This window comes from Wolbachia endosymbiont (group A) of Dendrolimus pini (assembly GCF_964026835.1).
Classification (GTDB): Bacteria; Pseudomonadota; Alphaproteobacteria; order Rickettsiales; family Anaplasmataceae; genus Wolbachia; species Wolbachia pipientis.
Window position 1 is genome coordinate 21,473 of record NZ_OZ034702.1, and the last position, 24,503, is coordinate 45,975.

General features: G+C 34.6%; 23 protein-coding genes and 3 pseudogenes. 15 read left to right on the plus strand and 11 right to left on the minus strand.

The features are described from left to right. Positions 1 to 12 precede the first annotated feature (12 nt). From AAGD66_RS00095 to recA, 5 genes are all read right to left on the minus strand, one after another. Entirely contained in the window at positions 13 to 1,479 is a 1,467-nt protein-coding gene (locus tag AAGD66_RS00095; RefSeq protein ID WP_155969383.1) for an alanine/glycine:cation symporter family protein, read from the minus strand. Position 1,480: 1 nt separating this feature from the next. Further along, positions 1,481 to 2,824, minus strand: coding sequence for an alanine/glycine:cation symporter family protein (locus AAGD66_RS00100; RefSeq protein WP_213863214.1), 1,344 nt, complete (start codon positions 2,822 to 2,824; stop codon positions 1,481 to 1,483). Between the two features lie 22 nt (positions 2,825 to 2,846). Continuing rightward, positions 2,847 to 3,617 (minus strand): CDP-alcohol phosphatidyltransferase family protein, encoded by a 771-nt coding sequence (locus AAGD66_RS00105; RefSeq protein WP_015589351.1) that lies wholly within the window; start codon positions 3,615 to 3,617, stop codon positions 2,847 to 2,849. Further along, positions 3,614 to 4,306, minus strand: a complete 693-nt coding sequence (locus AAGD66_RS00110) for a phosphatidylserine decarboxylase (protein ID WP_007548750.1) — start codon at positions 4,304 to 4,306, stop codon at positions 3,614 to 3,616. Before AAGD66_RS00110 ends, AAGD66_RS00105 begins: the two co-directional genes overlap by 4 nt. 187 nt (positions 4,307 to 4,493) lie before the next feature. Next, on the minus strand, positions 4,494 to 5,561 hold the full coding sequence (recA, locus tag AAGD66_RS00115) for a recombinase RecA (RefSeq protein ID WP_010963008.1): 1,068 nt from the start codon (positions 5,559 to 5,561) through the stop codon (positions 4,494 to 4,496). A 624-nt stretch (positions 5,562 to 6,185) separates the two neighbouring features. Here recA and AAGD66_RS06945 point away from each other — a divergent pair. Beyond that, positions 6,186 to 6,314: pseudogene (locus AAGD66_RS06945) on the plus strand (DnaJ domain-containing protein); the annotation flags it as partial. 480 nt (positions 6,315 to 6,794) lie between these two features. Here AAGD66_RS06945 and AAGD66_RS00125 read toward each other — a convergent pair. Next, entirely contained in the window at positions 6,795 to 7,742 is a 948-nt protein-coding gene (locus AAGD66_RS00125; protein WP_209472550.1) for an IS110 family transposase, read from the minus strand. 216 nt (positions 7,743 to 7,958) lie between these two features. On the opposite strand from AAGD66_RS00125, the pseudogene AAGD66_RS00130 reads away from it, so the two are divergent. The 5 genes and pseudogenes from AAGD66_RS00130 to AAGD66_RS06955 all read left to right on the plus strand — a co-directional run. Further along, positions 7,959 to 8,366 (plus strand): annotated as a pseudogene (locus AAGD66_RS00130) (IS4 family transposase); the annotation flags it as partial. A gap of 156 nt (positions 8,367 to 8,522) precedes the next feature. After that, entirely contained in the window at positions 8,523 to 10,136 is a 1,614-nt protein-coding gene (locus AAGD66_RS00135; protein WP_155969333.1) for a hypothetical protein, read from the plus strand. A 177-nt stretch (positions 10,137 to 10,313) separates the two neighbouring features. Then, complete coding sequence (locus AAGD66_RS00140) at positions 10,314 to 10,415, plus strand: IS630 transposase-related protein (protein ID WP_213863610.1); 102 nt, start codon at positions 10,314 to 10,316, stop codon at positions 10,413 to 10,415. 49 nt (positions 10,416 to 10,464) lie between these two features. Then, a pseudogene (locus tag AAGD66_RS06950) lies at positions 10,465 to 10,653 on the plus strand (IS630 transposase-related protein); the annotation flags it as partial. A gap of 191 nt (positions 10,654 to 10,844) precedes the next feature. Continuing rightward, a complete protein-coding gene (locus AAGD66_RS06955; protein ID WP_022626381.1) occupies positions 10,845 to 11,156 on the plus strand; it encodes a transposase in 312 nt (103 codons plus the stop codon). 416 nt (positions 11,157 to 11,572) lie between these two features. On the opposite strand, the gene ubiB is transcribed toward AAGD66_RS06955, so the two are convergent. Then, positions 11,573 to 13,003, minus strand: a complete 1,431-nt coding sequence (gene ubiB / locus AAGD66_RS00145; RefSeq protein ID WP_155969335.1) for a 2-polyprenylphenol 6-hydroxylase — start codon at positions 13,001 to 13,003, stop codon at positions 11,573 to 11,575. After that, complete coding sequence (locus AAGD66_RS00150; RefSeq protein ID WP_155969337.1) at positions 13,000 to 13,740, minus strand: metal ABC transporter ATP-binding protein; 741 nt, start codon at positions 13,738 to 13,740, stop codon at positions 13,000 to 13,002. The genes ubiB and AAGD66_RS00150 overlap by 4 nt, the downstream gene beginning before the upstream one ends. Between AAGD66_RS00150 and AAGD66_RS00155 the strand changes: the two genes are divergently transcribed. Then, positions 13,732 to 14,613, plus strand: a complete 882-nt coding sequence (locus AAGD66_RS00155; RefSeq protein WP_155969339.1) for a zinc ABC transporter substrate-binding protein — start codon at positions 13,732 to 13,734, stop codon at positions 14,611 to 14,613. The genes AAGD66_RS00150 and AAGD66_RS00155 overlap by 9 nt on opposite strands. A gap of 383 nt (positions 14,614 to 14,996) precedes the next feature. On the opposite strand, the gene AAGD66_RS00160 is transcribed toward AAGD66_RS00155, so the two are convergent. Both AAGD66_RS00160 and rpmG read right to left on the minus strand, forming a co-directional pair. Beyond that, positions 14,997 to 15,272 carry a helix-turn-helix domain-containing protein gene (locus AAGD66_RS00160; RefSeq protein WP_010082632.1) on the minus strand — a complete coding sequence of 92 codons (276 nt, stop codon included), beginning with the start codon at positions 15,270 to 15,272 and terminating at the stop codon, positions 14,997 to 14,999. Between the two features lie 25 nt (positions 15,273 to 15,297). Further along, the gene (gene rpmG, locus AAGD66_RS00165) at positions 15,298 to 15,498 is read right to left on the minus strand and encodes a 50S ribosomal protein L33 (RefSeq protein ID WP_010082633.1); all 201 of its coding nucleotides are present in this window, start codon (positions 15,496 to 15,498) and stop codon (positions 15,298 to 15,300) included. A gap of 149 nt (positions 15,499 to 15,647) precedes the next feature. Between rpmG and AAGD66_RS00170 the strand changes: the two genes are divergently transcribed. The 8 genes from AAGD66_RS00170 (at position 15,648) to AAGD66_RS00205 (ending at position 23,541) form a co-directional block, all read left to right on the plus strand. Continuing rightward, complete coding sequence (locus tag AAGD66_RS00170; RefSeq protein ID WP_095742804.1) at positions 15,648 to 17,411, plus strand: ribonuclease E/G; 1,764 nt, start codon at positions 15,648 to 15,650, stop codon at positions 17,409 to 17,411. An 86-nt stretch (positions 17,412 to 17,497) separates the two neighbouring features. Further along, positions 17,498 to 19,420 (plus strand): molecular chaperone DnaK, encoded by a 1,923-nt coding sequence (dnaK, locus tag AAGD66_RS00175; protein ID WP_012673300.1) that lies wholly within the window; start codon positions 17,498 to 17,500, stop codon positions 19,418 to 19,420. A gap of 70 nt (positions 19,421 to 19,490) precedes the next feature. Then, positions 19,491 to 19,775: a BolA family protein gene (locus AAGD66_RS00180; RefSeq protein ID WP_077188332.1), complete on the plus strand. Its 285-nt coding sequence runs from the start codon at positions 19,491 to 19,493 to the stop codon at positions 19,773 to 19,775. Positions 19,776 to 19,782: 7 nt separating this feature from the next. Then, positions 19,783 to 21,024, plus strand: a complete 1,242-nt coding sequence (gene metC / locus AAGD66_RS00185) for a cystathionine beta-lyase (RefSeq protein WP_264723925.1) — start codon at positions 19,783 to 19,785, stop codon at positions 21,022 to 21,024. Further along, a complete protein-coding gene (locus tag AAGD66_RS00190; RefSeq protein ID WP_264339652.1) occupies positions 20,999 to 22,435 on the plus strand; it encodes a Mur ligase family protein in 1,437 nt (478 codons plus the stop codon). The genes metC and AAGD66_RS00190 overlap by 26 nt, the downstream gene beginning before the upstream one ends. A gap of 165 nt (positions 22,436 to 22,600) precedes the next feature. Beyond that, a complete protein-coding gene (locus AAGD66_RS00195; protein WP_007548762.1) occupies positions 22,601 to 22,930 on the plus strand; it encodes a transposase in 330 nt (109 codons plus the stop codon). Position 22,931: 1 nt separating this feature from the next. Beyond that, positions 22,932 to 23,114, plus strand: coding sequence for a transposase (locus AAGD66_RS00200; protein WP_167347183.1), 183 nt, complete (start codon positions 22,932 to 22,934; stop codon positions 23,112 to 23,114). Positions 23,115 to 23,133: 19 nt separating this feature from the next. Beyond that, entirely contained in the window at positions 23,134 to 23,541 is a 408-nt protein-coding gene (locus AAGD66_RS00205; RefSeq protein WP_007548764.1) for a transposase, read from the plus strand. 178 nt (positions 23,542 to 23,719) lie between these two features. On the opposite strand, the gene AAGD66_RS00210 is transcribed toward AAGD66_RS00205, so the two are convergent. Next, positions 23,720 to 24,451 carry a ComF family protein gene (locus AAGD66_RS00210; protein ID WP_155969427.1) on the minus strand — a complete coding sequence of 244 codons (732 nt, stop codon included), beginning with the start codon at positions 24,449 to 24,451 and terminating at the stop codon, positions 23,720 to 23,722. Positions 24,452 to 24,503 lie beyond the last annotated feature (52 nt).

Consider the following 24,503-nt stretch of genomic DNA (forward strand, 5'->3'; position numbering starts at 1 on the left):
TATACCAAGAACCTAATTAATTTTATTATTCCTCAGCCTTTTTAGGTAGCACTGAACTTCATCGTTAATCTGATTACTAAACAGTATAAGCGCTGTCATGTTGATGAGAGCTAAACAAGAGAATAAAGTTCCACCGATATTGGCAATAGCCATTATATCTTTAGAAAGACCAGAGAAAAACGCCACAATTATTACCGCTATGCGGTATATCACTATACTTTTTGCACCGAATAAATATAGCCACCCCATTTCACAACAATATACAAACGAAATTACTGAAGAAAATGCAAACAAAGGAGCAGCTACTGTTAGAAGGATAGGAAACCATGGAGAAACTGTCTCAAATGCTTTGTGAGTAATTAATATTCCCTCACCAACACCTGTTTGGTATGCACCTGTTATTACTATTGTTATTCCTGTTAAACAGCAAATTAACATTGTGTCAAAGCATGGTTCTATCATAGCGACTAGTCCAGTTCTTACTGGTTCTTCATCTTTAGTTGTTGCATGAGTAATTGAAGCAGAACCAACACCTGCTTCGCTGGCAAAGATTGCCCTTTGAATTCCAGCAACAAATGCTCCTACCATCCCTCCGCCAACAGCATTGAAATCTATCATAGTGGAAAATAATATTTTCAACGTATAACCAAGGTTATGAATATTAAATGCAATAATAATAATACAACTAAAGATATATATAAGTGACATAATAGGCACTAGTGCAGAAGATACTCTAGCTATCCTTTTAATTCCGCCAATAATCACTAGAGCAAGCAGCGCAGAAATTATGGAAGAAAGAAACCAAGAGTGACCATCTACCCAACTTGAATAGCCAGATAATATTGAAACCATTTGGTTGGTTTGAAACGCTACACTTCCACCAAGACCTGATAATACAAAGAATACTGCATACATGGCAGCCAGCACAATACCAAGTTTTTTAAATCCAAATTCCTCCAGACCATTCCTTATATACTGAAAGGGACCACTAAACAATTGGTCCTGATCTTCTGTTCTATGTCTAAACGCCAACGTTACCTCAGCAAATTTTGCTGACATACCAAAAAAACCTGTAATCATCATCCAAGGCACCGCTCCTGGTCCACCCATTGAAACTGCAATTGCGACTCCAGCAACAGTTCCAAGGCCTACTGTGCTTGAAAGTGCAGTCATAAATGCCTGAAAATGCGTAATATGACCATCATGGTGATTCGTGTCATATTTTCCACATAAAATAGCAAACGCATGCTTAAACATTCTTATGTTGAGAAATCCAAAACGTAATGTTAGAAACACATAACCAAAAACTAGTAGAAGGATTATAAATGGCACGTAAAGGATCTTGAAAAACAGTACTTCATTCATGAAGTTATTTATTCCATTCAACACAGCGTCATAACTTTCGTAAAAACCTGAAGCAGCGTACACATCATTAAACAATAGGCAAAATAACACCATACAAAGCAATCTATAAATCATGTTAATACCCTTTAGAATTGTAATAAGAATCTATTGTATTCAAAACTTCCCTTCTTAGTAGATATATTGCAACAGCATTTGGAATCATAAGGCACATAAACAAACTGTCACCTAGATAAGATATAAATTCTATATTCTTTGACATACAGCTGATATACACTGAAACCACTATAAGAATTTGGAACGGTATCAGTATTTTTTTACTACCAAATAAATACAGCAAAGCAACTTCACAGTAGTAACAATAAGCTATTATTGTGGAAAATGCAAAGGAAAACATCATTAGCGGAAAAACTAACTTGCTGAACAAGGGCAAAGCTGTTGAAAATATCGAACTAATTAGTGTAATATCACCCACGTTATCAGTGCTATGCATACCAGTGATAATTATCACAATACCAGTCAAAAATGAGATTAATATTGTGTCTATAAGTGGTGCAATCATTGCAACGCACCCAACTTTAATTGGATCTTCTTCTTTTACAGCTGAATGTGCTATAGCTGCTGTTCCGGTACCTGCTTCGTTAGCAAACACTGATCTTCTCACTCCGGCTATTAATCCGCTCAATACTCCGCTTCCTATAGCTGATTTATTGAAGATATCTTGGAATATTATGGATAGAGCATTCAGCAAATTACTTCCGTTTACATAAATTAAATATATACACATACCCACATATAGCACTATCATAATTGGTGTTAAGCTCGTTGAAACGAAAGCAATGCGCTTTATTCCTCCCAATATTACAATAAAGACAAGCAGGGATATAATAATGGATGCGTTGTATTCTAGGAGGTTATTTGATAGTGCTGCTATTTGATTTGCTTGAAATGGTATACCGCCCAAAATCATTGCAATAAGTAGCATAATCGCATAAGTGAAGGCAAGAAATCTACCAGTTTTTGCAAATCCAATTTTTGCAAGCCCGTACTTCATGTAATAAAAAGCCCCGCCAGTTGTATTTTCAGAGCGATAAGTAAATGCAAGCACCACCTCGGCAAACTTTATCGACATACCAAGTATTCCGGTAATTACCATCCAAAAAACTGCACTTGGGCCCCCTATTGTGATAGCTATTGCAACTCCTGATATTGTTCCAAGACCAACTGTTCCTGAAATTACTGTTGCAAACGCTTGAATATGAGTGATTATGCCATTGTTGCTGTTATTACACTTTAGATTGAATAGCGTCTGTATTCCATATTTAAGTAACCTAAAGTTAATGAATTTGAACTGGGCAGTACAAAAGATTCCAGTTGCAATTACCCAAATAATTATAAATGGAATGTTGAATATCTTTATATACAGAAATGAATTTAATAGTTCACTTATCTTCAAAATCATGCAGTTTTCTATTTTTTGTTAGCTAACGAGTTTTATATGTAAAATATATGTAAAACCCGATGCTTATTGGAATAGTAAGTGTATACACTATACCTAAAATTGGTAGAGTCATCCAGGGCTTACTGATGAAAAATACAATAAGTACTCCAAAAAATGACACAAATATATAGGATAGGCTTTTGGGAATATAAATATATTTTGCAGAGAAAGTTGGAATGTGACTTATCGAAAAAAATGAAATGGCCAGAAAGTAACAAGCTACGTTTCTTGTGTTAAAAAATCGCTCTATGAGAAGTAAGTATTCACTCTCATGAGATTGAAAGGTAATAATTATTGGTAACAAAGAAAGTAAAGCACACACTGGAGCTGGAACACCAGAAAAGAAAAATTTTTCCCAGTATGGTTGTTCTGAGTGTAGCGAAACATTAAATCTTGCAAGTCTTATTGATATGCAGATTACGTATATCATTACTAAAATCCAACCTATGACTTTGATTTCGTTTAGCTTCCAAAAATACAAAAGAAATGCAGGCGCTGCACCAAAATTTAGAAAATCTGCAAAAGAATCAAGTTGGGCTCCAAAATCGCTAGTTGATTTTAGAATTCTAGCTATTCTGCCATCCATTCCATCTATTATTGCTGCAATGATGATAAAAATTACTGAGAATTCCCATTGTTCATTAAATGTAAATTTAAGTGAAGTGAGACCAGAACATAAACCCAATAAAGTTATAAAGTTTGGGAATAATTTAGTAATAGGTAAGAATCTACTGTTACTTCCATCGTTATTCATATAACGTCAAAAGTAAGCTTCTCTTGAACGTTTTCCTTATTTAAGTTTGCTATAATTGTTTCACCACCAATAACAGTTTGCCCTTCTGAAACTCTGACTTCTGTATCAGCAGGAACATAGATATTCACTCTACTGCCAAACCTTATAATTCCAAACCTTTCACCTGCTTTTACGTTCTGGGATATTCCTAAATTACAAACGATACGACGTGCAATTAATCCAGCTATTTGCTCCACAATAATTTCTTTCCCCTTTTCGTATTCAATTACAATAACCTGCTTTTCATTTTCATTACTAGACCTATTGCTCATTGCGGATACAAACTTGCCTTTTTTATAACTCATTTCCTTTATCGTACCAGATATTGGTATACGGTTCACATGGACGTTCAAAACACTTAAAAATATGCTAACAAGCGTAAACTTCTTCTCCTCTCCGTTTTCTGCTGATAAAGGATAATTAACTTCTTCAATTTTTGAAATCACACCATCAGCAGGACTTAATATAAGATTCTTATTGTTTGGCACAGCTCTTGCTGGATCACGAAAGAAATAAGTACACAATAATGTCGGAAACAAGCACGTAACGCCAAACCCCCAAGATATAGAGAATGCTATACACGTTACTATAAAGGAAACTACTATAAATGAATAACCTTCCCTGTTTATATTAGGTAAACCAAAACACATAATCTTATTAACAATAACCTATTGTTAACAATTTATCATTTATAATTTCTCATGAAAAGCTTTTTTTAACTGCTTCAGCAAAGTCTTTTTGATACAAGGTAACATTACAGATTGTTATATTAGCACATAGAATTACCGTCATACTGTAACAACCCGTCCAACACAAAATCTAATGCCTAAGTTTAGATCAGAAAACTGATTCTTCTAAAAGTTGCTCACTATCCTCGTCTATTATGATAGAATTATCATGATTTCTGAGTAAATCTCTGATTTTCGTTTCTATTTCATTTGCGACTTCTTTGTTTGTTTTTAGGTAAGTTTTTACATTCTCTCTTCCTTGCCCAAGACGTGTGTTGTTATATGAATAGTAAGCGCCTGCTTTTTCAAGCACACCAAGCTTTGCTCCCATATCTATTATTTCTCCGAGTTTTGATATACCTTCATTGTACATTATATCAAATTTCGCTTCTCTAAATGGAGGAGCAACTTTATTTTTTACAACTTTAACTCTTGTTTCATTACCTGTAATATTTTCTTTGTCTTTTATTACACCAACTTTTCTTATATCAAGCCTTACAGAAGTATAGAATTTTAATGCATTTCCACCCGTGGTAGTTTCAGGATTTCCATACACTACTCCTATTTTCATACGAATTTGATTAATAAATATCAATATACAGTTCGCTTTTGAAACGGCAGAGGTTAGTTTCCGTAGCCCATGACTTAGAAGCCTTGCTTGCAGCCCCATATGTTGATCACCCATATCACCTTCAATTTCAGCTCTTGGAGTTAATGCTGCGACAGAGTCAATAACTATCACATCAACCGCACCAGAACACACTAAATACTCAACAATATGCAACGCCTGCTCTCCAGTGTCTGGTTGTGAAATCACTAAATCATCAGTGCTTACCCCAAGTTTACGAGCATATAAGACATCCAATGCATGTTCTGCATCGATAAATGCGCATGATCCTCCTTTTTTTTGTGCTTCAGCAATCACGTGCAAGGCAAGAGTGGTTTTACCAGAACTCTCGGGGCCAAATATTTCAATTATACGCCCTTTTGGCAGACCTCCAACACCTAGAGCCGAATCAAGCGCAATTGATCCTGTGGATATTGTGTCTATTTTTTCTACAGGGTTTTGCTTCAACTTCATTATTGCACCTTTACCGAATGCTTTTTCAATCTGGCTTATTGCGTTATCTAGCGCTTTTTGTTTATCACTATTTCTTTCTTCTGGGTTACTTGCCATAGATCATTTATTAATTTATATAATTCTCTATGATAATCAAACGCGAATAACCTGCCAAGGTTTTTCTAGTATTTATGTATTATTTCAATGAAAAATATTAACGTTTTCATAAAGCAGATATTTGTTTGCCTTCGTTAGTAACACACTATACTTTAGTGTACGAACGTTGCAATTTGCAGCATAGCAGGTGGTGTCATCCAAGTAGCCAACACTGAAATGACTAAATTCGAAATGGCTACATGAATTTATTGTAAATTACTACCGTATAAGGTGCGATGCAACAAAGCCATTCCAGTGTCAGCTACTTGAATGACACCTCTTAGATGGGTCAGCTACTCAGATCTGCCATGAAAACTGCAACCCTAAATGTTGGAGCACTGTCGTACACTAAGCGCTGTAATGACAATTTTAGTCGCTTCATACACTTATCATGCTAGTCATAACAGAAATAATTTTTACCAAAGATATTTATGAAATAATTGACATAGTTTGGAAATATGTATATTATAGAACATTAATAGTTAGTTAATTTGTAGGTGTAATGTGGCTAGAAATGTTTTGAATGAAAATGAGTACCACGCTTTAAAGCAGTTGTTTTTAACATTTAATATTCAAAAGGAGGATGTGGTAAATTCTGACATTAAGAATATTAAGAAAAAGCTTAGTCAACAATACCGTAAATTATCGTTAAAATATCACTCAGATAAAAACCCAAACAATAAAGAAGCGGAGGAGAAATTTAAGGTTATTGCATTAAATAAGCCATTTTTTGAAGAATTTATAATAGAGCCATTGGAGAAAGGTCTCAATAAAAGAAATAATTTAATAAAAGAATTACGCGGTAAGTTGTGGAGTCGCAGTTATGAAGAATTGCAAAAATACTTAGATGATAAGTGCAGAAATAAACTCTATAATAAGCAGCAGTCAATTAACAATAATGTAACTGCTTATGTAAAATATTCTTCTTATTCAAATCTCTTAGGAGTTCTTTTAGTATCCTTCACATCAATTGCATTTTTAATAATTAATGGTATCAACTATGTTTTTTAAAAATTTTTTTATTTGTGTAATTTTGCAAATTATATGGGCAATAAAAACCCGTTTGTCATAGAAATAGAATTTTATATCAAACAGCTACCACAGCAATTTCTGCTTAAGCTAATGAATATGTGCTTTAAGTCTGTGTGGACGCACATATTCATTAGCCAATTTCAGTTACCGTTGTGAAGATTTTTAAGTATGCAAATTAATTGCTTCTTTAAGTCTTGTATTAGCAATTACTATAATTTTACGCATTAGGGCTGTTATAGCCACCATCTTCTTCTTACCACTTTCAACAAGCTTAGAATAAAAGGCGCCAAGTATAGATTTCGACCTTGTAGCAGCCATAGCGGCTGTAAAGAGCTTTGAACGAACGTTACTTCTACCACCTGTAATCCTTCGGTAACCAACAGCTTTACCACTTTCTTTTGGATGCGGTGCAACTCCGGCAAGACTTGCTACTTCTTTTCTATTTAAGTAACCAAGCTCTGGCATTAAACACAAAAAATCTTGTGATAACTTTTTACCTATTCCAGGAACTGTTTTAAGAATTTTTTGGCGTTGTTGTAATTCGCGGCTTTCATCAATAATCTTTTGTATAGTATCATTGAGTTCGTTTATTTGACTATCGAAAAACTCAATGGTCTTTTGACAGCTTTCTTTTATATGATCATTTTCCGGTGCTTCAAGTCTGCATTTTTCTTGAGTTCTCATTTGCGTAATATCATCACGACGTTGACAAAGTGCAGCCAAAGTTGATTGTTCTGTAGAGGTAGGTACAAATAGAGAGATAGTTCTATGGCGTTCAAATCCATATTGAGCAAGAGCTCTTGCATCTGATCTATCAGACTTTGCTAAAGTTCCGTGAGATAAAATAAAGCTTTTTACTTTACGAGTATTAGCTCGATGCACGGCAATATTTTTGTCGGTAAGAAAATGTGATAAGCCAAGCTCATATTTCCCTGTATTTTCTAAAGTCACTAAAGCATTAGGTAGAATATCTGAAAACTCTTGAAATAATTGTTGCCAACCAGAAGCATTATTATCAAATTCGACAGCATTCTTCTGTTTGTGAATTGCAACGACATTTTTAAATTTTCCGATGTCAATGCCAATAAAATTTTGATAAGATGTAACCATAATAAACCTCGATAGTTTTAGTTAATTTAAGATTGTAAACGGGTGCATATATATGTCCCAAGCAACTATTCAAACGTATCGAGAGATAGGGCTAGCGTACCTTGATACCAACGGTTGTAATACCAATTTCCTTTCGGTCGCGCACGCCCGCTATTCCTAGTGAGCAGGGTTATCTTTCTCTCTTATCTCTTTTATATCACGTTTTTAACTTACAATTGCCTTAGATGGAAAATAGAGATATTACATAAAATTTTAAATTCGGTCTCAAAGTTGAAGAATGTAGGCTTGGAATAGCAGAAAGACTAATGAGATATCTAACAGTTATGAGTATTATTGCTTGGAGGATCTTCTTTATTACATCAATTGCAAGAGCTAACCCAACATTACCATGTACTACCTTATTAGCTGAAGAGGAATGGAAAGTTTTATACGTTAAAATACACAGAAAACCATGTCCAAGTGTAGTTCCCAACATAAAAGAAGCTGTTTCATGAACTTGGAGGCCATTTAGCAAGAAAAAATGACCCAGAACCAGGACCTTATGTTCTTTGGAAAGGATATAAACGTCTCTTTGATTTAGCAGAAGGATGGCGACTTGCTCACGAACCTCATATTTGTGGGTAATAGTAAGTTGTTAGCGGGATCTGGAGATACCGCGGCGGTATGACGTAGGGAATCTTACTTATTATAGCTATAGTTCTACATGAATTACAAAAGTAATATTTACTAGATCTTAATATTTTAGATCTATATTTTAATAAATAATGAGCTGTAATTAGTATGAATAATCCATTTAAAAGTGAGAACTATAAAAAAAATCTCGATTCTCTGATCAAAGCTGTAAAGCTAGGAAATGCAGAGAAACAATATAACAAAACGTTAAGGGATTTATCTCATGCATTAGAAGGTTTTACAGGTGAGGCAAAAGGTATAGCTGAGTTTGTTATATATACTGACTTGAACAATTATGTAGAACAGCCATTAGGTCTTTTTAAAACATTAATGAATAGAATTTTGGGAAAAAATTTTCCAACCAAGAACAGTAGTATAAGTAATTTTGTAAATGATGAGTTGTCAAGTTTCACTTTAGAAACAGCAGCTAAGTATACAAGAATTTTAAAAAAAATTGATCTCTTGGAACAATTAGAAAAAGATTTCAGAAAAAATAATATTTTAAAAGATTCTTTAAATTTAGAACAAAGTGAAAAGAGTCAAGGAAAAGATAGATCACACGAAGTGAGTTTGGAAGGTAGAAAGCAAAAGGAAGGTACTTTTGAGCTGCGAAAAGAAGAACAGCCGAAAGAAAAATTAGGTGGTAATCGCATGAGGCAAATAAAGCGACCAACAACAGCACCTCCGGCTGCTCCAGATTCGAGGAAGGTACGCTTTAAATCAGAAATATCCTCAGATGGAGAAAGCAAGGCAAAGTCTACATCTTCTTTACTAAAAGGAGCTAATAGTTTTAGTATGCCTGATGCTAAGGAAAATCCTTCTGAGGATTCAGGCTATGAAAGTTCATTAGATCAGGGGTCTGAATATGAAGACATATCAAATTATCAAGAGAAAAAGCAAAAGGAAAATCCTTTATATGAGCAGAGAGAAGATTCAGGCTATGGAAGTTCATTAAATGAAGAGTCTGTATACAAAGAGATATCAAATTATCAAGAGAAGAAGAGTAAAATTTTAATAGAAAATTCGCAGAGTTCAAAATCGCCCAAAGAAGAGCCAATTTATGCAACAGTTCCTAAAGAACATATAGAAGCAAAAAGAGAACGTAAGCAGAAACAACAACCTCAATCCCTCGTACCACCAAAACCACCGCAAGTGCCAAAAAAAATGTTTACTACTGGTCAAGAAGTTAGACAAGAATCGAAAGTGGTAATCAAAGATAAACCTGCAGTACCGCCAAAGCCTAAAAATCTAAGCCGTGCTAATCAAAAAGTAAGCACAGAGCCAAAAGTAGTAGGAGTAATTCTTAAAAAATCAGCTGAAAGAGTACCACTAAAATCTGAAAATCAAGACAATAGGAAATCAGCACAAAAAGCTGCTGGTAAGGCGATACCAAAAGTAGCAGCAGCTACTATGAAAGGAGGAGCTAATCGCGAGATGGGCAGTAAAGTAAAGGCATTAAAAGAAAAATTTGAGCAAAATCAAGCAAAAGGAAATGCTAATGTACAGCTTGCTGAAAGCAAAACCACTCCAGCAGCACAAGCGGATATCGGTGTGAAGAAAAAACAATCTCATTCATTTCTAACAGAGAATAAAAGATCTGCAACGAAACACGTAACAGCAAAATCTGATCCAAAATCTCATATCAGCAAAAATTCCCTTCTCACGCATGCAAATGTAAAGGAAATGGTTGCACAAATTGAGAAAGGAAAAGGAGGAAGATAGTAACATTTGGGAAAAAAACATATGTGTCAAGTCAAGAGATTGTGAGCAAATTTAGGAAATTATAGCTAAACTGACTTAGATTTACCGACAATTTGAAAAACCGTCATTCCGCTAACTATAGTATTTTCAAAAGCGAATGATAAAGGTATAATATGTTTTTTTAAAGTAGGGAAAGCGATGGTATATAGTGTAGATTTAAGGGAAAAAGCAGTGTCTTTGGTAGAAAAAGGAAAGTCAAAGGTTGAAGTTGCAGAGGTTTTTGAGATAGACACTATATAGATGGCTAAAAAAGAAAGCTACTGGCCAAGGTCTCAAAGCGGTAAAAAGTACTGGTTTTATTCGAAAAATAGATCCAGAAATACTCAAAGAATATGTCAAAAAACACCCAGATCACACACTAGCAGAAATGAAACAAAACCTTGGCTTTGGGATAAGTGCAATTTGGTATAGATTAAGACAGCTAAAAATAACCTTTAAAAAAAGTCACATTCTATCAAGAGCGCAATCAAGAAGATAGGCAGCAATTTATCGATAAAGTCTCAAAAATAGACCACTGTAGCATTTTATATATAGATGAAGCAGGAGTTGATAATAGACTATACCGAGAATATGCACGAGCTCCAAGAGGAGAAAAAATATATGCTGATGTTCCAGGAAAAAAGCGGGAAAGAGTGAGTATAATAGGTGGATGAGAAGTTTATTGCACCAATGACCTTCACAGGAGGGTGTAATAAAGATATATTTAATGTATGGTTAGAGCGAAGATTACTTCCACAATTACAGCGTGATACAACCATAGTTATGGATAATGCTACATTCCATAAAACTCCCAAAACAAAGTCATTAATAGAGTCTTTTGGCTGTCATTTGCTTTATCTTCCAACATATTCACCTGATCTAAATCCGATAGAGCATTGTTGGCACACCATCAAAAGTTGCCTCAGACCTCTAATGCATCAATGTACAGACTTACACCTTTTAGTTGGTAATACCATTTTAGACGTTTATCATTCGTTTTAGAAAATACTATAGTTGAAATAGCGCAGTTACTCACCCCATAAATTTGGTGCTCTCTTTCAATCAAAGGTGTCTTGCTGCTTGAAATGTTTTCTTTGTAAAAATTTGGCTTATCTTTATATCATCTCATTCAAACAGCATTAACATAACTTATGCCTTTTTTGGATGTAGAAATTTTCTAGGAATTGTCTTTTTGAATTCTATGGTATTTTGTTTAACATTGAAACAAGAGGCCAGTGTCACGCACTGGCATGACACCCATTTGTTCCTATAGTTGTCTTTTCTCGTCTACCTTATTTTGCCACTCTGCTGAACAGATACATAAAGAAAGTGGAAAATTGGACATTCTCAACTCGGCTCCTGCAGATTAAAAATTAAGTTGAATAAAAATTGGATTTGACGCAGTTTTTTCCCATAGTTTAAGAAATTAAAAGTTTAACGATTAGAATTATAATTACAAACCACAATAAAAAATAGACTTTTCCATTTGATTTATTTTTAATTTGGATGTTTTCTAATTTTTTATCAGCTATTAGGTTTAATTTTTCTATAAGGCTAAATATCCCTTGGATTGTTTTTACAGGATAAGAACTTCTAATTTTTTCCCTATACCCTATTTTACTTTCATGTTGACTGCTTATCCACGCTTCAACTACTTTCCACATATTGATTTCTGGGTAGATCTTTCTACATGTCCCTTCCAGTAAAATCATAGTTTTCTGCAGCAATAACAATTGTGTTTGAACTTTCATATCAAAATCACCAGTTATTTTTAATAGCTGAGCAAGTAAACTAGCAAATGAAATCTTCTGTATAGGCTGCCCAATAATGGGTTCACCTATTGCCCTGCAAGCTGTGACAAAATTTCTATGCTGTGATGAAACGTAACCAGCTTTAAAGTGCATTTTTGCAACGTGATCATAATCCCGATTTAAAAAGCCTTTGAGTATCTCTATAACGTAATAGCATGTCTCACGATCTATTCTACCCATGATTCCACAATCCAGAGCAATAATATTGTTATTACTATCAACCATTAGATTTCCAGGATGCATATCAGCATGAAAAAAACAATCCCTGTATACCTGATTACAAAACGATTCTATAAGATTGATAGCTATTTGCTTATGATTATTCAGTTTTTCAACTTCGTATATTGGCGTTGCTTCTATCCATTCTAATGTTAAAACCTTTTTCGAAGTTCTATTCCAATCTACTTCAGGTACGTAAAAACCTCTGTCATTTTTTGTGTTTTCCTTTAGTTCCGAAGAGTGAGCAGCTTCAAAACGTAGATCTAACTCTAATCGGCAAATTTCAGCAAAAGTTTTAACTAATTCAATTGGCCTCAGCCTTTTTGATTGTTCGCTAAATTTTTCTGCAATTTCTGCGAGCCAAGAAAGCATTTTTATATCCCTTGAGAATGTTTTCTCAATATTTGGCCTTAAAACCTTCACAGCAACTTCCTTACCCTCAGTTGTAACCGCTCTATGCACCTGAGAAATCGATGCTGCTGCAATTGGCTTTTCAGAAAAGCTTGAAAAAATGTCGCTCAATTTACAATTAAACTCACTTTCTATAGTTTTAACTGCTATTTTATGTGAAAACGATGGCAATCTATCACATATCAATAACAAGTTATTTGTTATATCTTCATTTAAAACATCAGTACGTGATGAGATAGACTGCCCAAACTTAATGAACACCGGACCTAATTTTTCAAGAGCACACTTTAGCTTGTGGCCTTGTATTTTATTTATTGATTTTTTTGATGGTGGAAGTAAATAAGGTAATATATTGTAACGCGTCAGCACCGTAGTTATGTGCAGAAGACGCAAAATATTTTGAATCATTTCGCTGCGTAACTGCTAAATATTTCATTTAGGGTTCTATTTTTCATAATCTCATCAGGCTTGCCTTGGCAATAGATAGTATTATTTATACAAATTATGTAATCTGAGGATGGTAGAGCAGAGTTAAGATCATGAGAAGTCATAAGAATCGATACCAATCGTTTTTTTGCTATTTTATTTATAATATCATAAAATTTAGCCCGCGCGTTAATATCCATTGCACTAACTGGTTCATCTAGAATGATCAAGTCAGGCTCTGCAATTAAACAACGTGCAAGTAGCAATAATTGTGTTTGCCCTGCAGAAATTTCTAACACTTGATTCTTCAAAATGTTACCGATACCAACCAACTCTATCGTTTCTGTAATAATGGATTGATTTTTCTTTAGTCTTTTCAAGGAGCTATTTAAAAGAAAATATTCAACTGTTATTGGCATCAAATTACTAATACTAAAATTTTGCGGCATGTAGCTAATTTTTGTGTTCTCAGCTAACACAATATTTCCAGTATAATTTTTATTTATACCAGCAATTGCTTTCACTAAAGAGGTTTTACCTCCACCATTTGGACCAAGTATTGTAATTATGTCTCCTCTTTCCATGAACATATTGATATTGTCAAGGATTCTTTTACCATCATATGCGAGAGCAAGATTTTCTATTTTTAGAACACGATTATTGACATTATTCAATTTATTGACAAAATTTAACTTCTTCTCAACGTTTATATGAGACATTTACTGACTTTTTTTCTATTACTTTCATTTACACTATACTATAATATCGCCTTTTCATCCAATTTAAAAGTTGTAGCTACAATCAAACCTATCCACTCACTTGTAGCTTCTGTTACAGAAGGGATTTTAGAACCGGAATTGCTTGGCTATGCAACATCTGCACATAATTATATATTAAAGCCATCTGATGCGAGTAATTTAGAATCAAGTGACGTTATATTTTATGTTGACGATAACTTAGAGACGTTTGTTCAAACTTTCGCCAAAAATAATAAAGAACTAGTGCAATTGTCAAAGGCAATCAACCTACTTCCTACTCGGCCACATTCATTTTCTAGAAAAATCACTCACATTCAAGATGAAAAAGATTTACACATGTGGCTGAGTCCCGAAAATGCAAAGAGCATGATACTTTCTATAAGTGCAACATTGTCTGACATAGATAAAGGAAATTCCCATCGATACAGTTCTAATGCAACAAAAGCTATAAAAAAAATAGACCAAGAAGTAAAAGAAATCATGAAAGAACTGAATGATTTTAAAAATCAAAAATACATCGTTACTCATGATGCTTATCAATATTTTGAAAAATATTTCGGTCTAAATCATCCAAGCGCTATTCTTTCCATAGAAGAGGATTCTTACATAGGTATGAAGAGTTTAATGAAGCTAAAAAAGATAATGAAGGAAGAAAACGTTAAATGTATATTTGCTCATTCACAGGAAGATAGCATAAAGCCTAACGCCCTTTCTAATGACGCAAAAATGGTAGTTCTTGATCCTATTGGATCAGACATAGAGCCTGGAAAAGATGCATATCTAGCTATAATCAATAGCATTGCACAAAATTTTAAGTCTTGTTTTGTTGAGTAATAAGTTCCCTTTTAGCTTACTGTTTTATTGTTCTACAAATCAAGAAGAAGTGAGTTTACAACAAATGGTGTCATTCCAGTCTGGAATCCAGCTTTTTCATAATCATCAAAACGTTGTATTTTAACATAAAACGGCTACTTTTATGCTTACTAACTTAATAAAATTCCTGGATCCCAGACTGGGATGACATCGTAGGGGTGCTGGCCTGATAACCGTCATCCCGCTACTTGTTAGCGGGATCTAGAGATACCGCGAATGAATCGCGGTATGACGGTTCGCGGCGGCATGACGATAAGGTTTATACCTTGTCATCCCAGTGCTTGACACCGGGGTTGATTTATCTTGTCTACCTTATTTTGCCACTCCGCTGAACGGATACCATATTATGCAGGTTTAGAATTATGCTTTATTCTTACGTTTATGTCTTGGCCCAATACAATCAATAAGTTAAGCAAGTATTCTAAGGAGAACCCTTCGATTTTTGACCTATTGATTTGAGATACTTTAGGTTGATCAATCTTTAGAGCGTTTGCTGCTTTTTTCTGTGTTGTGTACTTCTTACTTATTAATTGTGCAATGACCTTTATTAATTTCAGTTTTGTATCTTTCACATCCCCCAACTCTACTATTATAGGATAACTTAATTGTAAATTTTGCATAATAATAAAATTCCTTATAAAAAAATTACTTTAGTTTTTCTTCTTTAAATAACACATGCCTTCTGACTACTGGGTCATACTTCCTAAACTCCAGTTTTTTGGTGAGCTTTTTTGGATTACGCTTTTTTACATAAAAATAGCCAGTTGATTTTTCTTCACCAGTTTTTGTTATCTTGATTGCAGTGCTGACTAACTTAACGAGCAAAGAAGCATTTTTTTTCGCCATACTTATAATGATATAATAAATTCTATGCGAGTTTATTACGCAAAATACTAAAAGTCAATCGAATAATGCAGATTGCAAAATCCTTGACAATCAACAGTGCATTAAGTAGCATAAAGTTAACTTCAGAATAAAAAGCAAACGGTAAATAAGTGACAAATAGTGGTAAAAGGGTATTATTGATAGAAAATTCTATCTGTTCTAATGAGGTAAGAGTTGCCTTGTCAATTAATAACAAGGTTGTAGAATTTGAACAAGAATTCAAGGAAAAAAAACAATTAAGAGGTAATATATACGTTGCTTATATAAAGCGTATAGAGCCTTCTTTGCAAGCCGTATTTATTGAATATGGGAAAAATAAGCAAGGTTTTTTGTCTTTTTCCGAGATATCTCTAGATTACTTCAACATTCCAGAAAAAGAAAAGGAAACTATCTTTGAGGGCTACTCAAATGACGATTGTATAGAAGAAGCCTCAGCAAATGTTTCTTCAGATTCTGCAGCTAGTAAGAATGTCAACGGATCAGGTAGTGGTTTTGTAAGAGAGGTACCTTTATATAAAAAATACAAATTACAAGATGTTATTTCAGTAAATCAAAAAGTATTGGTCCAGCTAACTAAAGAGGAACGAGGCAATAAAGGAGCTTCATTTACAACATACATAACTTTAGTGGGTAGATACTGTGTTTTCATGCCAAATTCCATGAGTAAAGGTGGAGTGTCTCGCAGAATTGAAGATGCTAATGTCAGAAAGCAGTTAAAGGAGATACTGAGTTCAATAAACTTGCCAAAAAGATCAGGTTTAATAGTAAGAACTGTTGGTTCAGGAAAAAATAAGAAAGAAATTGAGCAGGATTACAATTACTTATCCTCATTATGGCAGAGCATTCAAAAAAATGCCTTCTCTGTAAACGTTCCATCATTAATTTACAATGAAGCAGATGTAATTATGAGATCTGTTCGTGATTTTTGTAGCGATGGTATAGAAGTTATAGTGTCTGGAAAGGAAGCTTTTGAGGCAGTTAGGCAATATGCTAACAATGCACTAAAAGGTAGTAAGTTGCGCTATAGATTGTATAGAGGTTATGCTCCGATCTTTACTTACTACGGAATCGAAGATCAAATTTCTGAGTTATATAGCAATAGAGTAGAATTGCCATCTGGTGGGTCTTTGATAATAACTTTAACTGAGGCGTTTGTTTCAATAGACGTAAATTCAGGAAAGATGACAGGAGAAGATAGCATAGAAGAAACAGCTTATAGAACCAACATGGAAGCAGTACCTGAAATATCAAGACAGGTGAATCTTAGGGGCCTATCAGGATTAATAGTAGTCGATTTTATTGATATGTTGAAATATCAGTATTGCAGAGCTGTTGAGTCTGCTATAAAGCAAGCGTTTAAAGATGATAAAGCTAAAGTTCAATTTAGCTACATAAATGACTTTGGTTTAATGGTATTTTCAAGACAAAGAATTAAACCAAACATACAAGAAATTAATACTACAGAGTGTTTACACTGCAAAGGTACTGGAAGAGTAAAATCAAACGAAGTAATTGTTTCATCAATACTAAGGGATTTACAACATATTGCTAACAAGAATCGAAATAAGTCTTTTGATTTAGTAGCACACAGTGCAGTTATAGCGCACATTTTTAATAACAAACGCAATACAGTTTCTACAATCGAAAAAGAGTTTAATATTACATTGAACGTTAGTATTGATAACAGTTTAGATGTAAATACATTTGTTTTAAAACAAGGAGATGATGTTAATTTAAACGGTTATAAGCCATTACAGAACTCTGGATACCAAATTGGGGATAGCAGCAATGAAGAAGCTGATAATTCAAATAAACTACGAGGCAATTTTTGGCTGACTAAGTGGCTTTCGCGCCTTTTAAGTTCTAATAACTAATTAGAAACCTAAATTGGGCTTGTAATTAATGAGCCCTATACTTATATATTCTTATATCAGATAATATTTACAATGGGGTACTCATTATGGGAAGAGCAATAGGCATAGATCTCGGAACAACAAATTCTTGTGTTGCAATAATGCAGGGCAAGGATACAAAGGTAATAGAAAATAAAGAAGGGGCAAGAACTACTCCATCTATAGTTGCATTGACTTCTTCAGGAGAAAGGTTGATTGGTGCTCCAGCAAAAAGGCAAGCAACCACCAATGCAAGTAATACCTTTTTTGCTACTAAGAGATTAATAGGCCGTCAATATAGTGATCCTGAGATGAAAAATCTAAGTGTACCATACAAAGTATTTGCAGCAAAAAGTGGTGATGCATGGGTTAAAACAACTGATAATAAAGAATATTCTCCTAGTCAAATTGGTGCATTTATACTACAAAACATGAAAGAGGCAGCAGAAGCTTATCTTGGAGAGGAAGTAAAAGATGCTGTGATAACAGTGCCAGCATACTTCAACGACTCTCAACGTCAAGCAACAAAAGATGCAGGAAAAATTGCCGGATTAAATGTACTCAGAATAGTAAATGAACCGACTGCTGCAGCACTTGCTTATGGTCTTGATAAGAAACATGGGCACACAATAGTAGTATATGACCTTGGTGGTGGTACATTTGACGTTTCAATACTTGAAATAGGTGATGGAGTTTTCGAAGTGAAAGCAACAAACGGTGATACCCATCTTGGAGGTGAAGACTTTGATAATGGAGTAGTGAGTTATTTACTAGATGAATTCAAGAAAAGTAATGGCATTGATTTGAAAAATGATCCAATGGCTATGCAAAGAATCAAAGAAGCTGCTGAAAAAGCGAAAATTGAATTATCAAGTGCAATGGAAACGGAAATAAATCTACCGTTTATTACAGCTGATGCAAGTGGTCCAAAACACTTAAATATGAAATTAACGAGAGCAAAACTTGAAAGCTTAGTGAATGATTTAATCGAAAGAACTATGGCTCCTTGTAAAAAAGCTCTTGAGGATGCTGGTTTATCTGCTAGTCAAATTGGCGAAGTGGTTCTTGTTGGTGGCATGACTCGTATGCCAAAAGTCATAGAGAAAGTTAAAGAATTCTTTGGCAAAGATCCACATAGAGGAGTTAACCCTGATGAAGTTGTAGCAATTGGAGCTGCAATACAGGCGGGGATCATTCAAGGTGATGTAAGAGATGTGTTACTACTTGATGTGACCCCACTTTCTCTTGGTATTGAAACTCTAGGAGGAGTATTCACTCCACTTATTGAGCGTAATACTACAATTCCTACTAAAAAATCTCAGGTGTTTTCAACTGCAGAAGATAACCAAACAGCTGTTACAATTAAGGTGCATCAGGGTGAAAGAAAACTGGCAGTTGATAATAAGCTACTCGGTCAGTTTAGTTTGGAAGGGATACCTCCTGCTCCGCGCGGAAGGCCACAAATTGAAGTGACATTTGATATAGATGCAAATGGAATAGCACACGTTTCTGCAAAAGATAAAGCTACTGGAAAAGAGCAAAAAATACGCATTCAATCTTCAGGTGGTTTATCTGATGATGAAATAAATCGCATGGTAAAAGAAGCTGAAGAAAAAGCGCAAGAAGATGAAAAGCGCAAAAAGTTTATTGAAGTGAAGAATCAAGCGGATAGCTTAGTCCATTCTACAGAAAAGTCTCTGACAGAGTATGGTGATAAAGTTTCACCAGAAGATAGATCTGCTATTGAAAATGCAGTTAACGAATTAAAAGAAGTTAGTAAATCTGATAACATTGATGACGCTGATTCAATACAGCAGAAAGTCACTAATCTTTCTCAATTATCTATGAAACTTGGAGAAGCTATGTATCAAGCATCTCAACAAAATAGTGCTGAAAATGGCTTTTCATCAGAAGGAAATCCAAATGATAAAGAGGAAAAAGTAGTAGATTCTGATTATCAAGACATAGATAATAAAGAAGAGAATAAGTAATTGCGATTGTCATCCAAGTAGCTGATACTGGGATGACAAGAGGAGCATATTGTTGCTTAAAGAAACCATTATGGATATTATTAAAACAATAGAAGAAAAGATACGCGATTCGATAGATGTAATTGATATCAACATTATCGATGAATCAGCAAAGCATGCTGATCATTATTTTGCTTCATCTTCAACATTACCTTCGCACATTAAATTAATATTAATATCTGACGGCTTTATTGGAATGAGCGTTCTAAAAAGACACAAGTTGATTTATGAGTTATTGAAGGGTGAGATAGAGCTAATACATGCAATTTCTCTTCACTTGTATACGCAAGATGAGTACAATTTAAAAAATAAATAATAAAAATGTGAAGGAAGAGTCTATATTAGTTAAAGCAGGAAGAAAATTTAATGACTATAAAGGTTCTATGAACCCGCCAGTTTATCATTCTTCTACCATATTATTCCCTACTTACAAGGACTACTTAAATGCAGCAAATGGAGAAAGTATATACGATGTAATCAACGATGATGTTGCAAGAGATTACAGCTATAGTAATGTTGGTACTCCCACTGTTCATTATTTTTCAAATGCACTGGCTGAAATTGAAGGAAGTGGACAAGCGCTTATTTTTCCTTCCGGACTATTTGCACTTACTTTTGCTATTTTGACTTTCACTAAAGCAGGTTCTCATGTTTTAATTCAGGATAACAGTTATTACCGACTCAAGAGATTTGCCGAAAATGAGTTACCAAACAGGGGAATAGAAGTAACTTTTTATGATCCAACACAGGATATAACTGATTTAATTCAGAGTAATACTTCATTGATAATGATCGAGACTCCTGGTTCTGTAACGTTTGAGATTTCGAATATAGAGCATATAGTAAAAGTTGCTAAAGAACGTGGAATCGTAACCGTTTGCGACAATTCATGGGCCACTCCTTTGTTATTTAAGCCGCTTGATTATGGAATTGATGTTGCACTATATGCGGTAACAAAGTATCTAGCCGGTCACTCAGATTTAGTGATGGGAGCTATGGTTGCTGAAGGTGAAACTTTTAAATTGCTTTATGAGAGCCATAAAAATTATGGGGTAACCATTCAATCGCACGACTGCTACCTTGCACATAGGGGACTAAGAACACTGCACACACGTATAAAAAGGCACCAAAATACAGCAATGGAAGTGGCAAAGTGGCTAGAAAAACATTTAAAAATCAAAAAAGTTTTGTACCCAGCACTTCCCTCCCATCCTCAACACGAATTATGGAAAGGTTACTTTAAAGGAGCAAGCGGCGTATTCAGTATAGTATTGGGTAGAGAATATTCATGTGAAGAACTAAGCTGCATGGTTGATCACATGAAAATTTTTGGTATCGGTGCTTCTTGGGGAGGGTGCGACAGTTTGATATTACCAATAGATCGTAGATCTATGTCAAGATCTGTAATGAATTCAGATTATGGTGGAAGTTTTATACGGATATTTTGTGGACTGGAAGATCCTGAAGATTTGATCTTTGACCTTAATGACGCACTAAAAAGGTTACCATGTTTAGACTTTCAAAACGATGAAGTAGGACATGAAACTGAGAGAATTACTGCATAACATTATTGATGTTAACTTTGATATTGAAATCAAAGGCGTCACATGTAATCCCAAGAAAATCAAGGAAGGTTATCTTTTTGTTTGTGTGTCAGAAAGGGATAGGATTTACATAGATCAGATATTATCTTGTGGAGCTAAAGCGATAATTGCAAGTGATTGCATAACAGAAGCTTCAAGCCTTGGTATCATTCCAACGCGTGATGCTGGAATCTGTATCTTCCACCCAAACCCTCAAGAAATATACAGCGAAATAGTCAGCAGGTTTTATCAATTCAAACAGCCAAAATATGTTGCTGCTGTAACAGGCACAAATGGCAAGACTTCAGTAGTAGAATTTTGCCGCCAGATCTGGCAAAACGCTGGCTATAATGCTGCGTCTATTGGAACACTTGGAACATGCATCAATAATGGTAGAAAAGGTAATAGCAACAGTCTTACCACTCCAGGTGCAGATGACCTTTACGCAGCATTACGTGATATAGATAATAAAAACGTAGAGCACTTAGTGTTAGAAGCATCAAGTCATGGGATTGATCAATATAGAATCCATGGATTAAAGTTGAGTGCTGCAGCTTTTACTAATTTCTCGCAAGATCATTTAGATTACCATAAAAGTCTTGGTGGATATTTAGAAACTAAAAAAAGGTTATTTTACGAAGTATTACCAGAAGGAAAAACAGCGATTTTAAATGCGGATATAGATGAATACGGCGCATTGCTTAAAATAGCTGAAAAACGCAGTAATAAAGTTGTGACTTATGGAAAAAAAGGCTCTGATATTACTTTATTAGAGCAAACATCAACCCCTAATGGTCAACATCTTACAGTAAAAATTGATAACCAAATTTACAATACATTTTTCCCAGTTTTAGGAAAATTTCAAGCATATAATCTGCTATGTGCAATTGGTATATCTGGATTAAATTACAGAGAAATATGCGTAGAAAAACTCGTTTCTCCACCAGGAAGAATGGAAAAAGTGAAACCTTTTGCATTCGTGGATTACGCTCATACTCCAAGTGCGCTTAAACAAGCCCTATTGTCTTTAAAATGGCATATCAACAAAAAAATAATTCTAGTTTTTGGATGCGGTGGAAATCGCGATCAGACGAAACGTTCAGAAATGGGCAAAATAGCACAAATGTATGCAGATAAAGTAATAATTACAGATGATAATTCGCGTGATGAAGATCCGGCAAAAATTCGCCACGATATTTTGCTACATTGCCCTGATGCACTGGAGATAGGAGGTAGGAGAGAAGCTATAGAGAAAGGCGTAGATATTGCCTATAACGAGGGTATGATTCTGCTAGTTGCAGGAAAGGGAAATGAGAAATTTCAAATTATAGGCAACCAAACTTTTGAATTTAGCGATGTTGAGGTTATTAAAAATCATGCCTTAACATACTGATTTTCGCAATGGGCTTACCTCCGCTAATGTGCGAATATTGAAGCAAAAGTGATGTCATCCCAGTGCTTGACACTGGGATGGCTTTGTTGCATAGCAACTGAAAAAATCTGGTGGCTACTGACAAAATTCATTATAAAATAGCCATTTAACCTTGAAAGAAAAAATATGCCACAAAAAATGAGGGTCAGTAACCATAGCGAATATAACAAATTTCTAGAAAAAAGAGGAAATATTTTTCATTATATCAACGAAGCCATAGAAAAGTGGTACGAGAATGGTCCAAAAATACCAGGTGGCAACAATATTTATAGCGATAAAGTTGTAATTTTGGTGCACATAATAACTTGTTTATTTAGAATAGGCCTGAGGCAAACAGTTGGGTTTATAGCAGGATACCTTGAGCAAATTGGGAAAAATTTGCAAGTTATCAGCTATTCACAATCATCAAGAAGGTTTAAGAAACTCAATATTAAGATCAATGATTGCAGAAAATAATATGGAAGATATCGAAATTGCTATAGACAGTACAGGAATTAGTATATACAACAACACTCCTGGTCATAGCAAAGAAAATAGCGAAGATAGAAAGTATCGCAGCTATGAACAGACAAGAAAATTGCATGTAATGTTGAATACAAACAGCAAAAAAGCCATAGCTGTAAAATACAGTAACGGCTGATCACTATGGAGCTTGTGATTTGCTAAAAGAAGTCGATTTTCAGTATGTCATAAAAGTACTATATGCAGATAGGGCATATGACAGAGAAAAGCTCTATAAGCTGTGTAATCAATATGGTATAAAAACGAAAATTCCTCCGAAAAACAACGCAGCAGAGCATCCAAAGTTAGACTATATGGCTGAGAGAAATTCTGCAGTCAAGCTCATAAAGTCATATGATGAAGATGGTATAAAGAAGTGGAAAAAAGAGATGAGTTATGGAAAAAGATCTTATATAGAAAGTTTTTTCTCGCGACTGAAACAAACATTCGGGTTTAGTTTTAGGAATAAATCTGAGACAAATAGAGAGAAGGAACTACTTGTTAAATGCTATTTGCTCAATAAGTTCACTGATATTGGTATGGCTAAATTTGAGATAGCTTCATAAATTTATTGTGCGTTACCTACTATCCGAAGAGCGATGCAACAAAGCCATCCCAGTGTCAAGCACTGGGATGACACCCTCCTTGGCAAACAATGTTCGTACAGCTATGTGCGTGACGCTGGCGCTGGAATCTAGAAAAAAATAGATCCAAGTAGTCAAGCTACTTGGATGATACTGACTGCTAATTTTTTATGCAAGAGGTCCAATCATTCACCGTTCTTGCAAGTGATAGCACTCTCACTTCTTTTGCACCGGAGTTTAAAATTTCCTGAGAGCAAGATCTTACAGTTGCTCCGGTTGTTACCACATCATCAACTAATATCACGATTTTATTTTCGATAATTTTCTTGTTGCTTGTTTTAAAAGCCTTCTTTAAATTTTTTTCACGCTGTTTAAGTGAAAGACCAGCTTGAGGCGCAGTATGGCGAAGGCGTTTTATTGCAAATGGCGTATAGGATAAATTGGACAACTTACTCAATTCTTTTGCAAGCAGTGCTGCTTGATTATATTTACGTTTAAACAAGCGCATTTTATGTAACGGTATAGGAATTATGATCTCTGCGTTCTGAAATGTATCCTGATTAGCTTGGTGTATCCACTTTGCATAGATTTTTACGTAATTCAAATTATCAAAAAATTTGAAATTTATAATCATGTTTCTACTATGTTGATCATAAGCAAAAACTGATCTTAATACTTTAAACGGTGGAGGATTGATGATGCACTTACCACACGTATAAATATTGTCTGAGATTACTACGCCACAAACATTGCAGTAATGCTTAGTTAGAAAATTGATTTTTTTGTTGCATTCACTACACAGATTAAGATTTTCATCAATGATACATTCGCAACTTACGCATACGCTTGGAAATATGAGATTTGTAGCTTTTTTTAGTAAGAGAAGGTTCACAACTCATTAAATATATTATAAAATAATTTATATAGTATAACTAAAGTAACTT

Coding starts and splice junctions, on each gene's coding strand:
- AAGD66_RS00140 (WP_213863610.1), top strand. CDS start 10,314: ATGGTATATAGTGTAGATTTAAGGGAAAAAGCAGTGTCTTTGGTAGAA.
- AAGD66_RS00200 (WP_167347183.1), top strand. CDS start 22,932: ATGGAAGATATCGAAATTGCTATAGACAGTACAGGAATTAGTATATAC.
- AAGD66_RS00180 (WP_077188332.1), top strand. CDS start 19,491: ATGGATATTATTAAAACAATAGAAGAAAAGATACGCGATTCGATAGAT.
- AAGD66_RS06955 (WP_022626381.1), top strand. CDS start 10,845: ATGACCTTCACAGGAGGGTGTAATAAAGATATATTTAATGTATGGTTA.
- AAGD66_RS00100 (WP_213863214.1), bottom strand. CDS start 2,824: ATGATTTTGAAGATAAGTGAACTATTAAATTCATTTCTGTATATAAAG.
- recA (WP_010963008.1), bottom strand. CDS start 5,561: ATGGCAAGTAACCCAGAAGAAAGAAATAGTGATAAACAAAAAGCGCTA.
- AAGD66_RS00110 (WP_007548750.1), bottom strand. CDS start 4,306: ATGTGTTTTGGTTTACCTAATATAAACAGGGAAGGTTATTCATTTATA.
- AAGD66_RS00195 (WP_007548762.1), top strand. CDS start 22,601: ATGCCACAAAAAATGAGGGTCAGTAACCATAGCGAATATAACAAATTT.
- AAGD66_RS00190 (WP_264339652.1), top strand. CDS start 20,999: ATGAAACTGAGAGAATTACTGCATAACATTATTGATGTTAACTTTGAT.
- AAGD66_RS00155 (WP_155969339.1), top strand. CDS start 13,732: ATGAGACATTTACTGACTTTTTTTCTATTACTTTCATTTACACTATAC.
- dnaK (WP_012673300.1), top strand. CDS start 17,498: ATGGGAAGAGCAATAGGCATAGATCTCGGAACAACAAATTCTTGTGTT.
- AAGD66_RS00150 (WP_155969337.1), bottom strand. CDS start 13,740: ATGTCTCATATAAACGTTGAGAAGAAGTTAAATTTTGTCAATAAATTG.
- rpmG (WP_010082633.1), bottom strand. CDS start 15,498: ATGGCGAAAAAAAATGCTTCTTTGCTCGTTAAGTTAGTCAGCACTGCA.
- AAGD66_RS00125 (WP_209472550.1), bottom strand. CDS start 7,742: ATGGTTACATCTTATCAAAATTTTATTGGCATTGACATCGGAAAATTT.
- AAGD66_RS00105 (WP_015589351.1), bottom strand. CDS start 3,617: ATGAATAACGATGGAAGTAACAGTAGATTCTTACCTATTACTAAATTA.
- AAGD66_RS00160 (WP_010082632.1), bottom strand. CDS start 15,272: ATGCAAAATTTACAATTAAGTTATCCTATAATAGTAGAGTTGGGGGAT.
- AAGD66_RS00135 (WP_155969333.1), top strand. CDS start 8,523: ATGAATAATCCATTTAAAAGTGAGAACTATAAAAAAAATCTCGATTCT.
- AAGD66_RS00095 (WP_155969383.1), bottom strand. CDS start 1,479: ATGATTTATAGATTGCTTTGTATGGTGTTATTTTGCCTATTGTTTAAT.
- ubiB (WP_155969335.1), bottom strand. CDS start 13,003: ATGATTCAAAATATTTTGCGTCTTCTGCACATAACTACGGTGCTGACG.